Source organism: Nocardioides pelophilus (genome assembly GCF_014180685.1).
GTDB classification, from domain to species: domain Bacteria; phylum Actinomycetota; class Actinomycetes; order Propionibacteriales; family Nocardioidaceae; genus Nocardioides; species Nocardioides pelophilus.
On sequence record NZ_JACEHF010000079.1, the window covers coordinates 1 to 18,402 of the forward strand.

The 18,402-nt window shown below is 72.0% G+C and carries 14 protein-coding genes; 9 read left to right on the forward strand and 5 right to left on the reverse strand.

Going from position 1 to position 18,402, the window contains the following annotated elements:
• Positions 1 to 663 precede the first annotated feature (663 nt).
• Genes H0488_RS13535 through H0488_RS13550 form a run of 3 tightly spaced genes read right to left on the reverse strand, consistent with a single transcriptional unit; the run spans position 664 to position 6,895 of the window.
• Complete coding sequence (locus H0488_RS13535; protein ID WP_183099800.1) at positions 664 to 3,777, reverse strand: GNAT family N-acetyltransferase; 3,114 nt, start codon at positions 3,775 to 3,777, stop codon at positions 664 to 666.
• Positions 3,774 to 5,414: a lysine N(6)-hydroxylase/L-ornithine N(5)-oxygenase family protein gene (locus H0488_RS13540; RefSeq protein WP_312856334.1), complete on the reverse strand. Its 1,641-nt coding sequence runs from the start codon at positions 5,412 to 5,414 to the stop codon at positions 3,774 to 3,776. Before H0488_RS13540 ends, H0488_RS13535 begins: the two co-directional genes overlap by 4 nt.
• A complete protein-coding gene (locus H0488_RS13550) occupies positions 5,411 to 6,895 on the reverse strand; it encodes a pyridoxal phosphate-dependent decarboxylase family protein (protein ID WP_312856335.1) in 1,485 nt (494 codons plus the stop codon). Before H0488_RS13550 ends, H0488_RS13540 begins: the two co-directional genes overlap by 4 nt.
• A gap of 280 nt (positions 6,896 to 7,175) precedes the next feature.
• On the opposite strand from H0488_RS13550, the gene H0488_RS13555 reads away from it, so the two are divergent.
• The 6 genes from H0488_RS13555 (at position 7,176) to H0488_RS13580 (ending at position 13,977) form a co-directional block, all read left to right on the forward strand.
• A complete protein-coding gene (locus H0488_RS13555; protein ID WP_183099801.1) occupies positions 7,176 to 7,553 on the forward strand; it encodes a DUF485 domain-containing protein in 378 nt (125 codons plus the stop codon).
• Entirely contained in the window at positions 7,553 to 9,184 is a 1,632-nt protein-coding gene (locus H0488_RS13560) for a monocarboxylic acid transporter (RefSeq protein WP_220794559.1), read from the forward strand. Before H0488_RS13555 ends, H0488_RS13560 begins: the two co-directional genes overlap by 1 nt.
• Before the next feature lie 209 nt (positions 9,185 to 9,393).
• Positions 9,394 to 11,382 carry an acetate--CoA ligase gene (gene acs / locus H0488_RS13565; protein WP_183099802.1) on the forward strand — a complete coding sequence of 663 codons (1,989 nt, stop codon included), beginning with the start codon at positions 9,394 to 9,396 and terminating at the stop codon, positions 11,380 to 11,382.
• A gap of 76 nt (positions 11,383 to 11,458) precedes the next feature.
• On the forward strand, positions 11,459 to 12,706 hold the full coding sequence (nhaA, locus tag H0488_RS13570) for a Na+/H+ antiporter NhaA (RefSeq protein ID WP_183099803.1): 1,248 nt from the start codon (positions 11,459 to 11,461) through the stop codon (positions 12,704 to 12,706).
• Positions 12,707 to 12,754: 48 nt separating this feature from the next.
• Positions 12,755 to 13,267 carry a sigma-70 family RNA polymerase sigma factor gene (locus tag H0488_RS13575; RefSeq protein WP_183099804.1) on the forward strand — a complete coding sequence of 171 codons (513 nt, stop codon included), beginning with the start codon at positions 12,755 to 12,757 and terminating at the stop codon, positions 13,265 to 13,267.
• Positions 13,258 to 13,977, forward strand: coding sequence for an anti-sigma factor family protein (locus H0488_RS13580; protein ID WP_220794560.1), 720 nt, complete (start codon positions 13,258 to 13,260; stop codon positions 13,975 to 13,977). Before H0488_RS13575 ends, H0488_RS13580 begins: the two co-directional genes overlap by 10 nt.
• Here H0488_RS13580 and H0488_RS23665 read toward each other — a convergent pair whose 3' ends face one another.
• Both H0488_RS23665 and H0488_RS25360 read right to left on the reverse strand, forming a co-directional pair.
• Positions 13,978 to 15,024, reverse strand: a complete 1,047-nt coding sequence (locus tag H0488_RS23665; protein WP_220794561.1) for an alkaline phosphatase family protein — start codon at positions 15,022 to 15,024, stop codon at positions 13,978 to 13,980.
• Complete coding sequence (locus H0488_RS25360) at positions 14,937 to 16,361, reverse strand: CDP-alcohol phosphatidyltransferase family protein (RefSeq protein WP_220794562.1); 1,425 nt, start codon at positions 16,359 to 16,361, stop codon at positions 14,937 to 14,939. Before H0488_RS25360 ends, H0488_RS23665 begins: the two co-directional genes overlap by 88 nt.
• 95 nt (positions 16,362 to 16,456) lie before the next feature.
• Between H0488_RS25360 and H0488_RS13590 the strand changes: the two genes are divergently transcribed.
• From H0488_RS13590 to H0488_RS13600, 3 genes are all read left to right on the forward strand, one after another.
• Positions 16,457 to 17,437 carry a zinc-dependent alcohol dehydrogenase gene (locus tag H0488_RS13590; protein ID WP_183099806.1) on the forward strand — a complete coding sequence of 327 codons (981 nt, stop codon included), beginning with the start codon at positions 16,457 to 16,459 and terminating at the stop codon, positions 17,435 to 17,437.
• Positions 17,434 to 17,835: a 6-pyruvoyl trahydropterin synthase family protein gene (locus H0488_RS13595; protein WP_312856336.1), complete on the forward strand. Its 402-nt coding sequence runs from the start codon at positions 17,434 to 17,436 to the stop codon at positions 17,833 to 17,835. The genes H0488_RS13590 and H0488_RS13595 overlap by 4 nt, the downstream gene beginning before the upstream one ends.
• Positions 17,832 to 18,402 (forward strand): glycosyltransferase (locus H0488_RS13600; RefSeq protein WP_183099807.1); only part of this gene is annotated, 571 nt, incomplete at its 3' end. The genes H0488_RS13595 and H0488_RS13600, both read left to right, overlap by 4 nt.

Sequence of the window (18,402 nt, forward strand, 5' to 3'; positions counted from 1 at the left end):
TCAACGAACTCCGGGCGTCCGCGACCGCGCCCAGGATCGGGTGGGGTTGGGGGTGGAGTTGGGCGACCACGGTGTTCCTTTCCGAGATGCTTCTATCGTACACCTGTTCGATTCGGAATGGAACATTCGTTGGGGGTGTTTTCACAGGGTTGGTTGCCTTGGTTTCGAGGCTCGCTTCGCTCGCACCTCAACCAGCGGCGACGGCGAGCGCCGGTATCGGGCGGGGTCTCGTGACGGTCGCTGCGCGACCTCCTCGACCACCGGTGGGCAGGGGGTCTCGTGACGGTCGCTGCGCGACCTCCTCGACCACCGGTGGGCACGGGGGCGGCGAGCCGGCGTACTTCCGCGACCACCCGAACACCTCCTCCGCTGCCGCGACCACAGCGAGTACCTCAGGCCTCCGGCAACCGGTGCAGGGCCCGGGGAACCGCGCCGTGACCAACGACGGCGCGCCACCACGTCGTCCGTCTTTCCCACCGCAACCGACGACGACGCGGAGGTTGCGGGCAGGGGTCTCGTGACGGTCGCTGCGCGACCTCCTCGACCAACGTGGGCAGGGGGTCTCGTGACGGTCGCTGCGCGACCTCCTCGACCAACGGCGAGACGGCGTACGACCTCCTCGACCAACGGCGAGACGGCGTACGACCTCCTCGATCAACGGTGTCAGGGGACGGGGAGGAAGAAGAACTGGGCGGGCTTCTCAGCGATGCTCGTCCGCAGCTCGACCAGCGGGCCGCGCTCGGCGCCGATCCGCTCCAGCATGGCCAGCGAGGCGGCGTTGCGCGCGTCGGGCTCGAACACCATCCGGGCGCAGCCCGGCTGTCGGGCCACGAAGGCGAGACCGGCGGCGATCACCTCGTCGGTGCGGCCGCGGCGGGCGGGGGCGTCGGAGAGCAGGAGGTGGACGCCGACGTCGCCGGGTCGTCGGTCGTACCACCGGCCGATCTCGTCGACGGCCGGGTCGTAGGTCTGCAGCAGACCGACCGGGATGCCGTCGACCTCGAGGACGTACGCCGCGAGGTGGTCCTCGCCGGCGATGTACTCGTAGATCTCGCGCACCCTGTCGACGTCGCAGTCCGTCATTCCCCAGAACCTCGCGCGATCCTCCGTCACCCACGCGTGCAAGGTCGCCGCGTCGGTCGAGGGGTCGACGGGTCGCAGGTGGACAGGGTCTCGAGACGGTCGCTGCGCAACCTCCTCGACCACCGACCTGGACGGTCGCTGCGCGACCTCCTCGACCACCGACCTGGACGGTCGCTGCGCGACCTCCTCGACCACCGGCATCGCCACCGACCTCGCCACCGGGTTGTCGAGGGTGCCGGCGAAGATCAGTGATTCGGCCTGGTCGGTGAGATCGACCATCTGCAGCGTGTTGCGGAGCTGCAGCCGGTTGAGGCAGCTGTGGCGGAAGGTCGGGCGGAGCAGGTCGTAGTGCTCGGCGGCGGAGGCGAGCTCGGGGTGGTCGGCGGCGTGCTCCTCGATCGTCGCCCGCACCAGGTCCCAGAACTCGTCCGGGTCCAGGACCCCATCCTCGGCGAGGATCCCGGCAATGAACCGGAGCACTCCGTCGAAGACGTCGGTGTGGATCGCCAGCGCCTTCACGTCGTCAGGGAAGCTGCCGCGGATCCGCTCCACCTCCGGCGGCAGCGGCACCTTCGACGCCGGACGCATCACCGCGACCTCCTCGCCGATGTCCTTCATCAGCGCCCGCACCGGCACGTGGTCGCGCAGCACGAGGACCAGGTTCTCGCCGTGCGGCATGAACGCGAGGTCGTAGGCGTAGAGGCAGTGCACCAGGGGTCGCAGGTAGGCGCGCAGGTAGCTGCGCACCCACGTCGCCGCGTCGACGGGCGACGCCTTGATCAGCGCGGTCACCAGCGCGTCGCCGTCCGCGTCGCGGTGCAGCAGTGCCGCCATCGTCATCGGCCGCTCACCCGCCGCCAGCCGCGGCACCGGGCTCTCCCGCCAGAGCGCCGCGATCATCTTCCGGTACGGCGACGGGCCGGCGTGCCGGTGGAACGCATCGCCGGTGTAGCCGATCGCAGCGAGCTCGCGGAGCACCGAGAACCCTGTCGATCGCAGCTCCGGATCCGCGGCGACGGTCGCCGCCACCCAGTCGTTGATCGCCGGCGTCGCCTCCATGTAGGCCGGCGAGAGCCCGCGCAGGAACCCCATGTTCTGGATCGCCAGCGCGGTCTTCACGTAGTGCCGCTCGGGCCGGCTCACGTTGAAGAACGTCCGGATCGACTGCTGCGGCCGGTGCTCGTCGTCGCCCGCGCCGAGGTGGACCAGGTCGCGCCGCGCCACGTCGGGAGCGAACGTCACGGCCAGCTTGTTGACCCACTGCCACGGGTGCACCGGCAGGTAGAGGTAGTCGGCTGGATCGAGCCCGAGCCCGCGGAGACGACCGGCGAAGCGCGCCCGGGTCGCGGGCGCCAGCTCACCGGCGTACAGGGCCTCCTCGGTCTCCCCGTCGCCCAGGGTCAGCCTCGTGACCGACCGGCGCGCGGCGAGCCAGTGCAGCCGGACCGGCTCGCCGGCCTCGGGGGCGAACGCCGTGTAGTCGTCGAGGCCGAACCCGATCCGTCCGTTGTTCGCCACGAACGCCGGGTGGCCCTCGGTCATCGCCGCCTCGATCGCCTGGTAGTCGGCGTCGACGAGCTCAGTCACCGGGATCCGCCGGTGTCGCAGCTTCCACGCCGCGGCCGCCAGGGTCGAGCCGATCTCCTCGAGGTAGGTCGGCAGCAGCGCGTCGGGGATCCCCAGCACCGGCGCCAGCTCGGCGACGAGCGCCTGCGCGTCGATGCCTTGGTTTCGAGGCTCCTCGCTGCGCTCGTCGCACCTCAACCAGCGGTCACCGTCCTCACTGGGCTCGTCGCACCTCAACCAGCGGCCACCCTCCTCACTGGGCTCGTCGCACCTCAACCAGCGGCCACCGTCCTCACTGGGCTCGTCGCACCTCAACCAGCGGCCACCGTCCTCACTGGGCTCGTCGCACCTCAACCAGCGGCCACCCTCGTCGCTTCTCAACCGGCGGCGTAACGACGCGGGGTCGACGACCCAGTGGTCGAGCGGGTACCTCCGCGCGCTGAACGAGTACGACGAGCCGCCGGTCTCGAGCGTCCACCACCCCGGCCGCGCCGGGTCGGGCACGGGCGTGACCAGCCGCTCGTGGGCGTACTCGCCGATCGCCTTGGCCACCAGGTGCCGGTGCGCGCGGTCCATCAGCGCCGGCGTCAGGTGCGGGACGGCGGTGCCGGTCGCTCGCTCGTAGGCCTCGCGGGTGCAGACCGACAGCATCGCGGTCTTGCCGGGCAGCGCGACCTCGCGCAGCTCGACGAACCCGGCGGCGACGTTCTTGCGCCGGATCGCGTCGTTGCGGGCGTCCGGCTCGACGACGACCCGTCGCACTGCGGGGGCGGCGAAGCAGTGCTCGAGCACCGCCCCGAACACCTGCGTGGTGAAGCCGCGGACCGGATCGCCGTCCGGCGGCGCCACCAGCACGTGCATCCCGAGGTCACCGGGCTGCAGCTCAGGGATGTCCGCGAGCGGCGAGTACGCCGGGTCGTAGGTCTCCACCAGGAACGCCGGCCGGCCGTCGGCCCGGCCGAGGAACGCGTCGTGGTGCGGGTCGGCGGCGACGTCGTCGTACTCACGCCGTACGTCGTCCCGCGTGGCGTCCTGCATCATCCAGAACACGGACCGCGGGTGGGTGACCCAGCCGTGCAGCAGGGCGAGGTCGCGCTCGACGTCGAGCGGCTCGATGGTGACCCTCATCGCGCACCTACCGGAGAGCGGCGCAGGTGGTCGGGCACGCCGAAGGTCTGCACGGCGATCCGCTTCTCCACCGGATAGACCTCGCGCCCGAGCATCGCCGCGATGATCACCGAGTTGCGGTAGGCGCCCATGCCGAGGTCCGGAGCCAGCACGGAGTGGGTGTGCTCCTCGGCGTTCTGGACGAACACCTCACCCCCGGCGACGTCGACCGAGTAGTCGCCCGCGACGTCGTAGCGGCCCCGCTCGTCGAACCGGATCCGGTCGCGGAGGCCGTCGAGGAAGTCCGGTGTCGTCGGCGCGTAGCCCGTGGCCAGCACCAGACCCTCGGTGGTGAGTCCGAACGACTCGCCGGTCTCGACGTGGAGCAGGTCGAGCTCGTGGCCGCCAGCGACCCGACGGGCGCCCCGCACCTCGGTGTTGGTCAGCAGCGTCGTCCGCGGTCCGGCGCCGGTGACCCGCTGCTGGTAGTGCAGGTCGAAGATCGCGTCGACCAGGTCGCCGCTGATCCCCTTGAACAGGTGGCGCTGCTCGCGGGCCAGCCGGTCCCGGGTCTCCACGGGCAGTGCGCGGTGGTAGCCGGCGTACTCCGGCGACGTCATCTCGAGGGTGAGCTTGGTGTACTCCATCGGGAAGAACCGCGGGCTGCGGGTGAGCCACACCAGCTCGTAGCCGTGGTCCGGCGCCTCGGCGAGCAGGTCGTGGTAGACCTCCGCAGCGCTCTGGCCGCTGCCGACGATCGTGATCGTCCGCTGCTGCTGGAGGGCGGCCTTGTGGGCGAGGTAGTCGGCGGAGTGGGTGACGGTCGCGGGGTCTCGTGACGGTCGCTGCGCGACCTCCTCGACCAACGGGCCAGCGACCTCCTCGACCAACGGGGGGACGGCAGCTTGGTCTCGTGACGGTCGCTGCGCGACCTCCTCGACCAACGGGCCAGCGACCTCCTCGACCAACGGGGGGACGGCAGCGGGGTCTCGTGACGGTTGCTGCGCAACCTCCTCGACCAACGGGCCAGCAACCTCCTCGACCAACGGGGGGACGGGGGCGGGGTCTCGTGACGGTCGCTGCGCGACCTCCTCGACCAACGGGCCAGGAACCTCCTCGACCAACGGGTGTGCGGCCTCCTCGACCAACGGGTGTGCGGCCTCCTCGACCAACGCGGTCAGGGGGGCGGGGATGCGGGGGGACGTACCGATCCCCACCACGAGCCGTTTGCTCAACCAGGTCTCCCCCGTCGAGGTCAGGGTGCGGTACGCCGAGCCGTCGTGCTCGACCGTCACGACCCGCTGGCCGAACCGGATGGTGCCCAGCCGTTCGGCTGCCCAGCGGCAGTAGTCGTCGTACTCGCGGCGCAGGGGGTAGAAGCTCTCCCGGATGTAGAAGGGGTAGAGGTTGCCCTGCTGCTTGAGGTAGTTGAGGAAGGACCACCGGGACGTGGGGTCCGCCATGGTGACCAGGTCCGCGAGGAACGGGACCTGGAGGGTCGCGTCGTCCAGCAGCATGCCGGGGTGCCAGTCGAACCGGTCCCGGGCCTCGAGGAAGACCCCGGAGAGCCCGTCGCTCTCGCGCAGCGGGTCGGTCAGGCAGGCCAGCCCGAGGTTGAACGGGCCGAGGCCGATCGCGACGAAGTCGTGCACCTTCACCGGGCCACCTCCAGCGTGGTCTCGACCGGCTCGACCACCGGGGAAGCGGCGAGCCGGGCACCGGTCTCGCGCACCAGGTCGACCACGCCGACGATGTCGCCGACGGTCGCGATCGGGTTGAGCAGGGTGAGCTTGAGGAACTGGCGGCCGTCGACCTTGGTCGCGGCGACCATCGCCCGGCCCGACCGGTAGAGCGCCGCGCGGATCTCGTTGTTGAGGGCGGCGAGCTCGCGCTCCTCCAGGGCCGACCCGGCCGGCACGTAGCGGAACACCAGCGTGCTGAGCTCGGGCCGGGACGCGAGCTCGAGGTCGGCCTCGTCCCTGATCGCGACCGAGACGTCGCGGGCGAGGTCGACCACCGCGTCGACGTACGCCCCGAGGGTGTCGGGGCCCATCATCCGCAGCGTCAGCCACAGCTTGAGTGCGTCGAACCGGCGGGTCGTCTGCAGGCTCTTGTCGACCTGGTTCGGCGACGCCGGGGCGCCCTCGGCGCTCCTGGGGTTGAGGTAGTCGGCGTGCCAGGTCACCGGCGCCATCAGGGTCCGGTCGCGCACCACCAGCGCGCTGGAGGAGACCGGCTGGAAGAACGTCTTGTGGTAGTCCACGGTCACCGAGTCCGCGCGCTCGATGCCGGCGAGCCGGTGTCGGTAGCGCGGCGAGACGAGCAGGCCACCGCCGTACGCCGCATCGACGTGCAGCCAGGTGTCGTAGGCGCGCGCCAGGTCGGCGATCTCCGGCAGCGGGTCGATCGCGCCGAAGTCGGTCGTGCCCGCGGTGGCGACGATCGCCATCGGGCGCAGGCCGAGCGCGGTGCACGCGGCCAGCGACCGGTCGAGCGCCGCCGGGTCCATCCGGTGCCGCTCGTCGGTCGGCACGCACACCACGCTGCTGTCGCCGAGCCCCAGCAGCCGGGCTGACTTCTGCACGGAGAAGTGGCTGTCGGCCGACGCGAAGATCCGCAGCCGGCCGAGCGGCTCCCGCTCGAGGTGACCGCGCGCGAGCACCAACGCCTGCAGGTTGGACTGGGTGCCGCCGCTGGTGAAGACCCCGTCGGCGGCCTCGCCGAAGCCGATCCGGCCGGCGGTCCAGTCGATCAGGTGGCGCTCGACGAAGGTGCCGCCGACGCTCTGGTCGAAGGTGTCGAGCGAGCTGTTGACCGACGCGATGAACAGCTCGGCCAGCAGCGCCGGTACGACGACCGGACAGTTCAGGTGCGCGGCGTACGCCGGCTCGTGGAACCAGACCGCGTCGTCCAGCCACACCCGGGACAGCTCCTCGAGCGCGGCGGCCGTGTCGCCGAGCGGCGCGTCGAGGCCGACGCCCGCCACCCGGGCGGCTGCCTCGGCGACCTCGGTGCCGGCGGCCGGCCCGGCGACCCGGCGCAGTGCGCTGACCAGGTGCTCGACGCCGGCGCCGACGGTCGCCGCGTAGTGGTCCGCGTTGGCGGGATGGAAGACGTGGTGCAACGGGGGCGGGTACACGACAGGCTCCTCGAGATATTAGGTAAGCCTTACCTTAGGGATTTGCCCACGATTGTCACAACCCGGGTCGCGTGCCCTGCGTCACAGGTTGCGAGGCTCGCTTCGCTCGCACCTCGACCACCGGACGACCGTTCGTCGTGCCTCACCGACCGCTCATCGACGGGCCGTCCCCGCTCGGCGCGCTGTCCGCCCGCACCCCTGCCGGGCGGATCGGAGCCGCTCCTACCGTCGACGGGTCCGTGACGCCGATCACATGCGTCCGTCGAAACAGGAGGCCCCGATGTCCCAAGACACAGCGCCGCGCGACCAGGTCGAGCGGCACGACCCCGTGTACGACGAGCTGCATGCCTCGTCCGAGTTCATCGAGCTGCGGCGGCGGTACCGCGGCTTCGTCTTTCCCGCCACCGTCGCGTTCTTGAGCTGGTACCTGCTCTACGTGGTCCTCTCCAACTGGGCGGGCTCCTTCATGAGCACCAAGGTCGTGGGCAACATCAACGTCGCCCTGGTCTTCGGGCTGCTCCAGTTCGCCACCACGTTCGCCCTCGCCTGGGTCTACAGCCGCTACTCGACCGCGCGCCTCGACCCCTTGGCGCGGGAGCTCGACGAGCGGTTCATCGCCCTCGAGGGCAAGTCGTCGCGAGGGACCGGAGGCCACTGATGAACGACCAGGCGATCACCACGGTCCTGTTCCTCGCCGTCGTCGCGCTGACGGTCGGCATCACCTTCTGGGCGAGCCGTCAGAGCAGCGGCACCAACGACTTCTACGCCGGCGGCCGCTCCTTCTCCGGCTTCCAGAACGGTCTCGCGATCGGCGGCGACTACATGTCGGCCGCCTCGTTCCTCGGCATCTCCGGTGCCATCGCGCTGTCCGGGTACGACGGCTTCCTCTACTCCATCGGCTTCCTCGTCGCCTGGCTGGTGGCGCTGCTCCTGGTCGCCGAGATGCTGCGCAACTCGGGCCGCTACACGATGGCCGACCAGCTGGCGTACCGCATGAAGCAGCGTCCGGTGCGGATGGCGGCGGCGACGTCGACCGTGGCCGTGTCGGTCTTCTACCTGCTCGCCCAGATGGTCGGCGCGGGCGCGCTGGTCACGCTGCTGCTCGGCGTGGACAGCCAGGGCCTGAAGAACCTGACCATCATCGGCGTCGGCGCCCTCATGATCTTCTACGTCACCGTCGGCGGCATGAAGGGCACGACCTGGGTGCAGATCGTCAAGGCCGTGCTCCTGATGGCCGGCTCGGCGCTGATCGTGGTGCTGGTGCTGGTGAAGTTCGGCTTCAACCTCTCCGACCTGCTCGGCACCGCAGCGAGCAACTCCGGCAAGGGACAGGCGTTCCTGGAGCCGGGCCTGAAGTACGGCGCGACCATGACCAGCAAGCTCGACTTCCTGAGCCTCGGCATCGCCCTGGTCCTCGGTACGGCGGGCCTGCCGCACATCCTGATCCGCTTCTACACGGTGCCGACGGCGCGAGACGCCCGGAAGTCGGTGCTGTGGGCGATCGGCCTGATCGGCACGTTCTACCTGTTCACGCTGGTCCTGGGCTTCGGCGCGGCCGCACTGCTGAAGGGTGACGAGGCTGCGAAGGTCGCCGAGTCGAAGGGCAACCTCGCCTCACCACTGCTGGCCGAAGCCGTGGGCGGTGGGGCCGGATCGACCGGTGGCGCGGTGCTGCTCGCGCTGATCGCCGCGGTGGCGTTCGCGACGATCCTCGCCGTCGTCGCCGGGCTCACGCTCACCTCGTCGGCCTCGGTGGCGCACGACATCTACAACAGCGTGATCAAGAAGGGGAAGGCGACGGAGAAGCAGGAGATCCGGGTGACCCGGTTCGCCGCCGCCGGCATCGGTGCGATCTCGATCGCACTGGCGATCCCGGCGCAGAACCTGAACATCGCGTTCCTCGTGGCGCTCGCGTTCGCGGTCGCGGCCTCGGCCAACCTGCCGGCGATCGTCTACAACATGTTCTGGAGGGGCTTCAACACCCGCGGTGCGGTCTGGAGCATCTACGGCGGCCTCATCTCGGCGGTCGGCCTGGTGATCTTCTCGCCGGTCGTCTCCGGCAAGGGCATCGACCCGGTCAGCGGTCAGAACCTGTCGCTGCTGCCGGCCAGCATCGACATCTCGTGGTTCCCGCTGGAGAACCCCGGGCTCCTCTCCATCCCGCTGGGCTTCTTCTTCGGCTGGCTCGGGTCGGTCACGTCCAAGGAGGCCCGGTCGGAGGAGCGGTTCACCGAACTCGAGGTCCGCGCCCTCACCGGCGCCGGCGCCGAAGGGGCGATCCAGCACTGACCCGTAGGTCGAGGAGGTCGCGCAGCGACCGTCACGAGACCGGAGCTCCTCCAGCCTCGGTCTCGTGACGGTTGCCAGGGCAACCTCCTCGACCTCCGGCCGTACGGCACCACCCGCAACCCACCCGCAACCCACCCGCAACCCACCCGTGGTCACACTCACCGCGACCGGCCTAGTGTGATCCACGACGCACCCGAAGGACCCAGGAGATGACGACCGTGACCAACGAGACCCTTGCCAACCTGTCCAGGGAGGAGCGGCGGTTCGAGCCGCCGGCCGAGCTCGCTGCCGCGGCGAACGTGACCGCCGACGCCTACGACCACGCCGCCAAGGACCCGGCCGCGTTCTGGGGCGAGCAGGCCGAGCGGCTCACCTGGGCCGAGCGGTGGAGCACCGTGCTCGACGACTCCAACCCCCCGTTCTACAAGTGGTTCACCGGCGGGAAGCTCAACGCGTCGTACAACTGCGTCGACCGCCACGTCGAGGCCGGGCTCGGCGACAAGGTCGCCCTGCACTGGGTGGGCGAGCCGGTCGCCGACACCCGCGACATCACCTACGCCCAGCTCAAGGACGAGGTGTCCCAGGCCGCCAACGCGCTGACCGCACTGGGCGTCGAGGCCGGTGACCGGGTCGCGATCTACATGCCGATGATCCCGGAGGCGATCGTCGCGATGCTCGCCTGCGCCCGGATCGGCGCCCCGCACACGGTCGTCTTCGGCGGCTTCTCCGCCGACGCGCTGGCCTCGCGGATCGACGACTGCCAGGCGAAGGTCGTCATCACCTCCGACGGCGGCTACCGGCGCGGCGCCCCCTCGGCGCTCAAGCCGGCGGTCGACGAGGCGCTGACCAAGACAGACGTCGTGCACAAGGTGCTGGTGGTCCGGCGTACCGGCCAGGAGGTCGCCTGGAACGACGACGTCGACGTCTGGTGGCACGACGTCGTCGACACCGCGTCGACCGAGCACACCCCCGAGGCGTTCGACGCCGAGCACCCGCTCTACGTCATGTACACCTCCGGCACGACCGGAAAGCCGAAGGGCATCCTGCACACCACGGGCGGCTACCTCGTCGGCACGTCGTACACCCACCACGCGGTCTTCGACCTCAAGCCGGGCAGTGCCGACGAGAAGGGGGATGTCTACTGGTGCACCGCCGACATCGGCTGGGTCACCGGCCACAGCTACATCGTCTACGGCCCGCTCGCCAACGGCGCCACCCAGGTGCTCTACGAGGGCACGCCCGACAGCCCCGAGCGCGGCCGCTGGTGGGAGATCATCGAGCAGTACGGCGTGACGATCTTCTACACCGCGCCCACCGCGATCCGCTCGTTCATGAAGCAGGGCCGGGCGATCCCCGACCAGCGCGACATGTCCTCGGTGCGGATCCTCGGCTCGGTCGGTGAGCCGATCAACCCCGAGGCCTACGTCTGGTACCGCCAGGTCATCGGCGGGGACCGCGCTCCTGTCGTCGACACCTGGTGGCAGACCGAGACCGGCATGATCATGATCAGCCCGCTGCCGGGCGTGACCGCCGGCAAGCCCGGCTCGGCCATGAAGGCACTCCCGGGCGTCAGCGTCGATGTCGTCGACGACGAGGGCACCCCGGTGCCCAACGGCTCGGGCGGCTACCTCGTCGTCACCGCCCCCTGGCCGTCGATGCTGCGCACCCTGTGGGGCGACGACGACCGCTACCGCGACACCTACTGGTCCCGGTTCAAGAAGCAGGGCTACTACTTCGCGGGCGACGGTGCCAAGAAGGACGAGGACGGCGACATCTGGGTGCTCGGCCGCGTCGACGACGTCATGAACGTCTCCGGCCACCGGCTCTCCACCACCGAGATCGAGTCCGCGCTGGTCTCGCACCCGAAGGTCGCCGAGGCGGCGGTCGTCGGCGCCAAGGACGAGGACACCGGCCAGGCCGTGTGCGCGTTCGTCATCCTGCGCGAGGAGGCCGGCGACGGCGGCGACGACATCGTCCAGGAGTTGCGCCAGCACGTCCGCAAGGAGATCGGCCCGATCGCCACGCCGCGGCAGATCCTGGTGGTCGCCGAGCTGCCGAAGACCCGGTCCGGCAAGATCATGCGGCGCCTGCTGCGCGACGTCGCCGAGAACCGCGAGGTCGGCGACGTGACGACCCTCGCCGACGGCTCGGTCATGGACCTCATCTCGAAGGGCATGAGCGCCAGCTCGGAGGACTGACCGGGCTCGCTAGGGTGGGCACTGGTGCGCCGGGAAGTCTGGTCGGCATGATGCCGTCGACTCCCCAGGAGAGCCAGTGCCCACACCCGCCCGTCGCCTTTTCGCACGAGCGTCCCGCCTCGAGAGCTCCCGGGTCGCCGAGATCCTGCGGGCGGAGAGCATCGGCGGTGCGCTCGTCATCGTCGCGGCCCTCGCCGCGATCGTGTGGGCGAACTCGCCCTGGGCGCCGTCGTACGACGAGCTCCGTGAGCTCCGGATCGGGCCGCACGCCCTCCACCTGGACCTGACCCTCGGCACCTGGGCGGCCGACGGCCTGCTGGCCATCTTCTTCTTCGTCGTCGGGCTGGAGCTGAAGCGCGAGTTCGTCGCCGGAGACCTGCGCGACCCCCGCCGGGCCGCGCTGCCGGTGGCGGCCGCGGTCGGCGGGATGATCGCCCCCGCGCTGATCTACGTGTTCGTCAACCGCGCGGGCGGCGGCGACCTGGCGGGATGGGCGGTGCCGACGGCCACCGACATCGCGTTCGCGGTGGCGGTGCTCGCGGTGATCAGCAGCCACCTGCCGAGCGGCCTGCGGACCTTCCTGCTCACCCTCGCCGTGGTCGACGACCTGCTCGCCATCACCGTGATCGCGATCTTCTACACCGACACGCTGCGGGTGTCCTACCTCCTCCTCGCGCTGCTGCCGATCGCCGCGTTCGGGCTGCTTGTGCAGCGCCGGATCAGCCACCCGCTGCTCCTGCTGCCACTGGCCGTCGTCGCGTGGGCGCTGGTCCACGAGTCGGGGGTGCACGCGACGGTGGCCGGCGTGCTGCTCGGCTTCACCGTGCCCGTCCTCGCGCGCGACCAGCCCGACTCGGAGGGCCCCGCCGAGCGGCTTGAGCACCTGATGCGGCCGGTCTCGGCCGGCGTCGCCGTACCGGTCTTCGCGTTCTTCGCGGCCGGGGTCGGGCTGGGCGGCTGGTCCGGCCTGACCGACGCGCTCCGCGACCCGGTGGCGCTCGGGGTGGTCGCCGGACTCGTGCTCGGCAAGCCGATCGGGATCGTCGCGGCCACCTGGCTGCTCCAGGCCTTCACCCGGGCCGAGCTCGACGACGAGCTGTCGTGGTCGGACGTGGTCGGGATGGCGATGCTCGCCGGCATCGGCTTCACCGTCTCGCTGCTGATCGGGGAGCTCGCGTTCGACCCGGGCTCCGGCGCGGCCGAGCACGTCAAGATCGGTGTGCTGGTGGGCTCGCTCGTCGCCGCCCTCCTCGCTGCGCTGGTGCTCAGGAGACGCAACCGCACGTACCGCCGCCTGGTCGAGGCGGAGGCGGAAGACTGGTAGCAGTGAACCGCCACGACCCCTGATCCGTGTGAACGGTGGGAGGTGCCCATGTCGGAGAGTCCGGCCGCGGTGATGCGTCAGCTGCACGACGAGCACGCGTCGGCGCTGTGGTCGTTCTGCCTGCACCTCACCGGCAACGACCGCGCGCACGCCGAGGACGTCGCCCAGGAGACCCTGCTCCGGGCCTGGCGGAACGCCGCGGTGCTCGAGGAGTCGCGCGGGTCGGTGCGCTCGTGGCTGTTCACCGTCGCCCGCAACATCGTCATCGACGAGTGGCGCTCGAAGCGGGCGCGCAAGGAGATCCCGACCGACGACCTCGGCGACCAGCCGACGGCCGGTGACGGCACCGACGAGCTGCTGCTGTCATGGGTGGTCGCCGAGGCGCTCACCCGGCTCTCCGACGACCACCGGGGGGTGCTGCTCGAGTGCTACTACCGAGGCCGGTCGGTGGCCGAGGCCTCCCGCCTGCTCGGGATCCCCGAGGGCACGGTGAAGTCACGCACGCACTACGCCCTGCGCGCGCTGCGGCTGGCGCTCGAGGAGCTGGGGGTGTGCGAGTGACCTGCCCGTTCTCGACCTTCGACGGCGCCTACGTGCTCGGGTCGCTGGCGGCCGCGGCGCGCGCGGAGTACGAGCACCACCTGACCGGCTGCGACGAGTGCTCCCGCGCGGTCCGCGAGCTCGCCGGGATGCCCGGCCTGCTCGCCCGGGTGCCGGCCGACGTGCTCGAGCAGCTGGAGGACCGCCCGTCGGTGCCGGACACCCTGCTGCCCGGCCTGGTCACCGAAGCGCGGCGGGACCAGCGCCGCCGCTCGATCCGCTCGGCGCTGGCCGCGGCTGCCGCGGTCGCCGTCGTCGCCGGTGGCTCGGCTGCGATCCTGGCGTCCCGCGGCGACGACGGTCGGCCCACCGCGTCTCCGTCGACACCCGTCGAGACGACGGGGCCGACGGAGACGACGGGGCCGGGGCAGCCGCTGACCCAGGTCGGCGGCAGCTCGTCGACGGGCTGGGTCTCACTGACCCCGGTCCCGTGGGGCACCCGGCTCGACCTGACGTGCGAGTACGAGTCGCCGTACGGGACCGAGGGCACCTGGACCTACGCGATGGTCGTGCGCACCACCGACGGCCGGGTCGAGCAGGTCGCCTCGTGGCTCGGGATCCCCGGCCTGGAGCTGCACATCCGCGGCGCCACCGCGGTGAGCCCGGACGACATCGCCGCGATCGAGGTGCGCGACGCCGCCGGGGACGCCGTGCTGCGCCTGACCCGGTGATCAGCCCCTCGGCCCGAACGCCGTGAGCACGCGGTCCCGCAGGTCCGACATCGGCCACACCGGTGCGTCCGCAGGCGGGAGCAGGCCGGGTGACCAGTCCCAGTCCGCGACCCGGCGGACGACGGCGGGGTCCTGGGCGATCACCGTGATCGGTACGTCGCGCCCGCCCGCATAGTCAGGGTCGCCGCTCACCCAGGACCACGGCTCGTGGTCGCCGAGCACGATCAGCACCCGGTCCGGATCGGGATAGGTCTCGAGGAACGACACCAGCGTCTCCCACGAGTACTGGATCGACCGGCCGTAGAGCTCTCGCGCGCGCTCCGGGTCCGCCTCCTGGTCGACGGGCTCGGCGTCCTCCGTCGTACCGGCGAAGACCGATCCGTCGCCGACCTCGTCCCACGGCACCAGCGGTGGCGGCGGGGTCCACGGGTGGTGGCTGGAGATCAGGTCGATCTCCGCCATCACCGGGCGACGGTCGCGCGGCGCCAGCTCCTCGCGCCGGAAGTGCTCGAGCGTGTACTGGTCCGGCACGGGCGCGTAGCCGAACTCGGGGCCGGCGTAGCCGACGTTGCGGGAGTCGTAGATCTCGTCGAAGCCGTAGTACGCCGCACCTTCGGGCCAGTCCTCGGTGTTGGCCGGCACGTCGAAGACGGTGCGCCAGCCCGCGCGCGCGAACGCACTGGTGAGGCTGAGCCGGTCGCTGTCCTGCAGCTGTCGGTAGCGGCCCTCGCTGTCGACCCAGAGGCCCGACTGCGCCGTGGCGTGCGCCAGCCAGCTGGCGCCGCCGAAGGTCGGCGAGGTGAGGTAGGCGCTGCGGGTGGCATAGCCCGCCGCGGCGAGCCGCTCGGTGCCGGCCCGCAGCACGTCGACGACACCCGGGGAGTACGACGACCCGCGGGTCGCCGTACGGCCGTAGCTCTCCACGAAGACGAGCAGCACGTCCTTGCCCCGCAGGCCGGTCAGCAGCCGGTCGCCGGGCACGTCGTCGAACGGGTCGTCCTCGATCTCGTCGGCGAACGTCTCGCGGTCCGCGAGACCGGAGCGCACCTGGTCGACGGTGTCCACCGCCAGCCCGGCCGCACTGACAGCCGCGACCGGCGCGCCCCCGGGCACCTCCAGGCTGGCCGCGGCACACACGGCCCAGACCGCTCCGACGGCCACCACGCCGCGGGTGGCTCCGCGGCGGTGGTCGGCGGCGACCCGGGCGACCCGGACCGCGGCCAGGGCCAGCACCACAAGAAGCGCGACGATCGCCAGCAACGCCGTGACCGCCACCAACCGGGCCGCCGCGTCGCCGATCGAGTCGCCGAGCACCCCCACCCCGGGGCCGAGGTAGGTCCAGTCGCCGAGCAGGTCGAACGGGCGGTCGAGCACGGCGTCGAACCCCGCGTTGAGCACCCGGAGCACGACCAGCACCCCGGCCAGGACGCCGAACCCGGCGGCGGCCCACCGGCGCGGGCGCGGCGGGAGCACCAGCGCGAACGCCACCAGGAACAGGCCCTCGAGCGGGATCCGGAGCAGGTCCCCCACAGCGAGCCCGTCGGTCGGGTCCGGGAGCGCGAGCGCCAGCCACACCGCGACCACCGCCGCGCCGGTGACGGCGCCGNCCACACCGCGACCACCGCCGCGCCGGTGACGGCGCCGGCCGGCACGAGCGGCCCCTCGGGGGCCGGGTCGGGAGCGGGCGGGACCGGGTCGCGCCGGTGCCGCCACTGCCACCGGGTGTCACGGGCGAACGACTCGACCAGCAGCGCCAGCGCCACGGCGAGCGCCACCCGGGTCGGCCCGAGTGGCAGCACGGCGGCAGCGGCGACGATCAGGACCACGGCCTGCAGCACGGCGACGACCTTCGCCGAGTAGCGCGGCGGGAGCGGGCGCCGGAGCCAGCGTTGCCACCAGCCCACCACGACGTAGGCGTAACGGATCGCGCCGATGGCGAGCACCCACCACCCGGCGGTCGGCGCGACGTACGCACTGAGCACCGCGATCAGGAACGCGTCGACCTCCATGTCGAAGCGGGCGCCGAGCGCGGACTCGGTCCCGGTCCGGCGGGCGACGCGGCCGTCGGCCCCGTCGAGGACCAGGCCGATCGTGGCGAGGGCGACCAAGGCAGGCACCGCGTCGGCGCCGACGTACGACTGCGCCGTCAGCCCGGCGACGCCGCACGCGAGCACCGCCCGGGTCGCGGTGATCCGGCCGGCCGGTCCGAGGCCGGCGCAGCGGTGCCGGGCGAGCGCCCCGGCGAGGAGGACCGCCGTGCCCGCGCCGCTCACCAGCCCGGCGGTCCAGCCGACCGGGCCCAGGCCGACCACCACGTCCAAGACGACGAGCAGCGCCGCTGCTCCGGCCCCGACGAATGCGGTCCCGATGTGAACCCGTTGCACCTAGCCTCCGTGTTTAGGGATAACCGTGTCACGTGATCGGAGCCGCTCCGGTTCAAACGGAGCCGGTTCACCAAGTCCTGAGGAGGCCGCCGACGGTGCGAGAGGCACGCGCGTTCTGGGTGGCCGAGCCGGGCCGTGGCGAAATCCGGCCCGAGCCGCTGCGCGAGCCCGGGCCAGGCGAGGTCCTGGTGCGCGCCCTGCGGTCCGGCATCAGCCGCGGCACCGAGACCCTGGTCTTCGGCGGCCGGGTGCCGGCCGACCAGCACCGGGCGATGCGGGCGCCGTTCCAGGAGGGCGACTTCCCCGGTCCGGTGAAGTACGGCTACCTGAGCGTCGGGGTCGTCGAGGAGGGTCCGGCCGACCTGCGCGGGCGGCGGGTGTTCTGCCTGCACCCGCACCAGACGGCGTACGTCGTACCCGCCGAGGCCGTGACCCCGATCCCGCCGTACGTCCCCACCGAGCGCGCCGTCCTGGCCGGCACGGTCGAGACCGCGATCAACGCGGTGTGGGACGCGGCGCCGCTGATCGGCGACCGGATCACGGTGGTCGGCGGCGGCATGGTCGGCTGCTGCATCGCCAAGCTGGTGGGGCGGATCCCGGGTGCCCGGGTGACCCTGGTCGACACCGAGCCGTCGCGCGAGCACGTCGCCGACGCGCTCGGCGTGGGCTTCGCGGCGCCGGAGGACGCCCGGGGCGGGTGCGACGTGGTCTTCCACGCCAGTGCCACGTCGGCCGGGCTCCAACGCTCGCTCGAGCTGCTCGCGCCGGAGGGGACCGTGCTCGACGTCAGCTGGTACGGCGACCGGCCGGTCACCGTGCCGCTCGGCGGCGCCTTCCACTCCGGGCGGTTGACCATCCGGTCCAGCCAGGTGGGGATGATCGCGCCCAGTCGGCGGAACCGGCGCACCTATGCGGACCGGCTGCGGCTCGCGATGGAGCTCCTCGAGGACTGGGCGTTCGACACCCTGCTGACGGGCGCGTCGACGCTCGACGAGCTGCCCGCCGTCCTCGCCCGGCTCGCCGACGGCGACGCGACCACCCTCTGCCACTCGATCGACTACCAGGAGGAGCAGTGACGTTCCGGGTGACCGTCCGCGACCACATGATGATCGCGCACAGCCTGCGCGGAGAGGTGTTCGGTCCCGCGCAGCAGCTGCACGGCGCGACCTACGTCGTCGACGCCACCTTCGCCGCCGCCGACCTCGACGAGGCCGGGATCGTGGTCGACATCGGGCGCGCGATGGAGCAGCTCAAGGCCGCTCTTGCCGACCTGACCTACCGCAACCTGGACGACGTGGAGAGCCTGGCCGGCCTCAACACCTCGACCGAGGAGCTGGCGCGGCTTGTCGCCGACCGGCTCGCCGACCGGGCGCACGCGGGCCTCCTCGGCCGCCCTGCCGAGCAGCTGTCCGGCATCGAGGTGACCCTGCGCGAGTCGCACATCGCGTGGGCGAGCTACGAGCGGGCCTTATGACCGCGCCCCCGCCGACCGTCCACGCCGTCGTCCCGGAGGGGATCGACGACCCCGCGCGCCCCAGCGGGGGCAACCGCTACGACCGGCGGGTCCTCGACGAGCTCGCCGCGCTCGGCTGGGCCGTGCACGAGCACCGGGCCGGCGCCCTCGGGCCGGCGCCCGGGCCGGTGCTGGCGGGCATCCCCGACCGGGCGGTGGTGGTCGTCGACGGCCTGCTGGGCGTCGCCGACCCGGCACCGGTCGTGCGCGCGTCCGGGCGGCTGCGCATCGTCGTACTGCTGCACATGCCGTTCGCCGAGGCGGCCACCGACGAGGCGGTACGCCGAGCCGAGCGCACCCTCCTCCACGCCGCTGCCGCCGTCGTCACGACCAGCGAGTGGGCCCGGTCGTGGGTCGTGCGCCACCACGACCTACCGCCCGACCGGGTGCGCGTAGCGCTGCCGGGCGTCGACCTGCCGGGGTCTCGTGACGGTCGCTGCGCGACCTCCTCGACCAACGGTGGTCGAGGAGATGACGAGACCACGGCAACCCCCGGTGGTCGAGGAGGTCGCCCTGGCGACCGTCACG

What these genes read in the sequence shown, in the direction of transcription:
- H0488_RS13535 (WP_183099800.1), bottom strand. Translation starts at nt 3,777, where the DNA reads ATGAGGGTCACCATCGAGCCGCTCGACGTCGAGCGCGACCTCGCCCTG.
- H0488_RS13555 (WP_183099801.1), top strand. Translation starts at nt 7,176, where the DNA reads ATGTCCCAAGACACAGCGCCGCGCGACCAGGTCGAGCGGCACGACCCC.
- H0488_RS13560 (WP_220794559.1), top strand. Translation starts at nt 7,553, where the DNA reads ATGAACGACCAGGCGATCACCACGGTCCTGTTCCTCGCCGTCGTCGCG.
- acs (WP_183099802.1), top strand. Translation starts at nt 9,394, where the DNA reads ATGACGACCGTGACCAACGAGACCCTTGCCAACCTGTCCAGGGAGGAG.
- H0488_RS13575 (WP_183099804.1), top strand. Translation starts at nt 12,755, where the DNA reads ATGTCGGAGAGTCCGGCCGCGGTGATGCGTCAGCTGCACGACGAGCAC.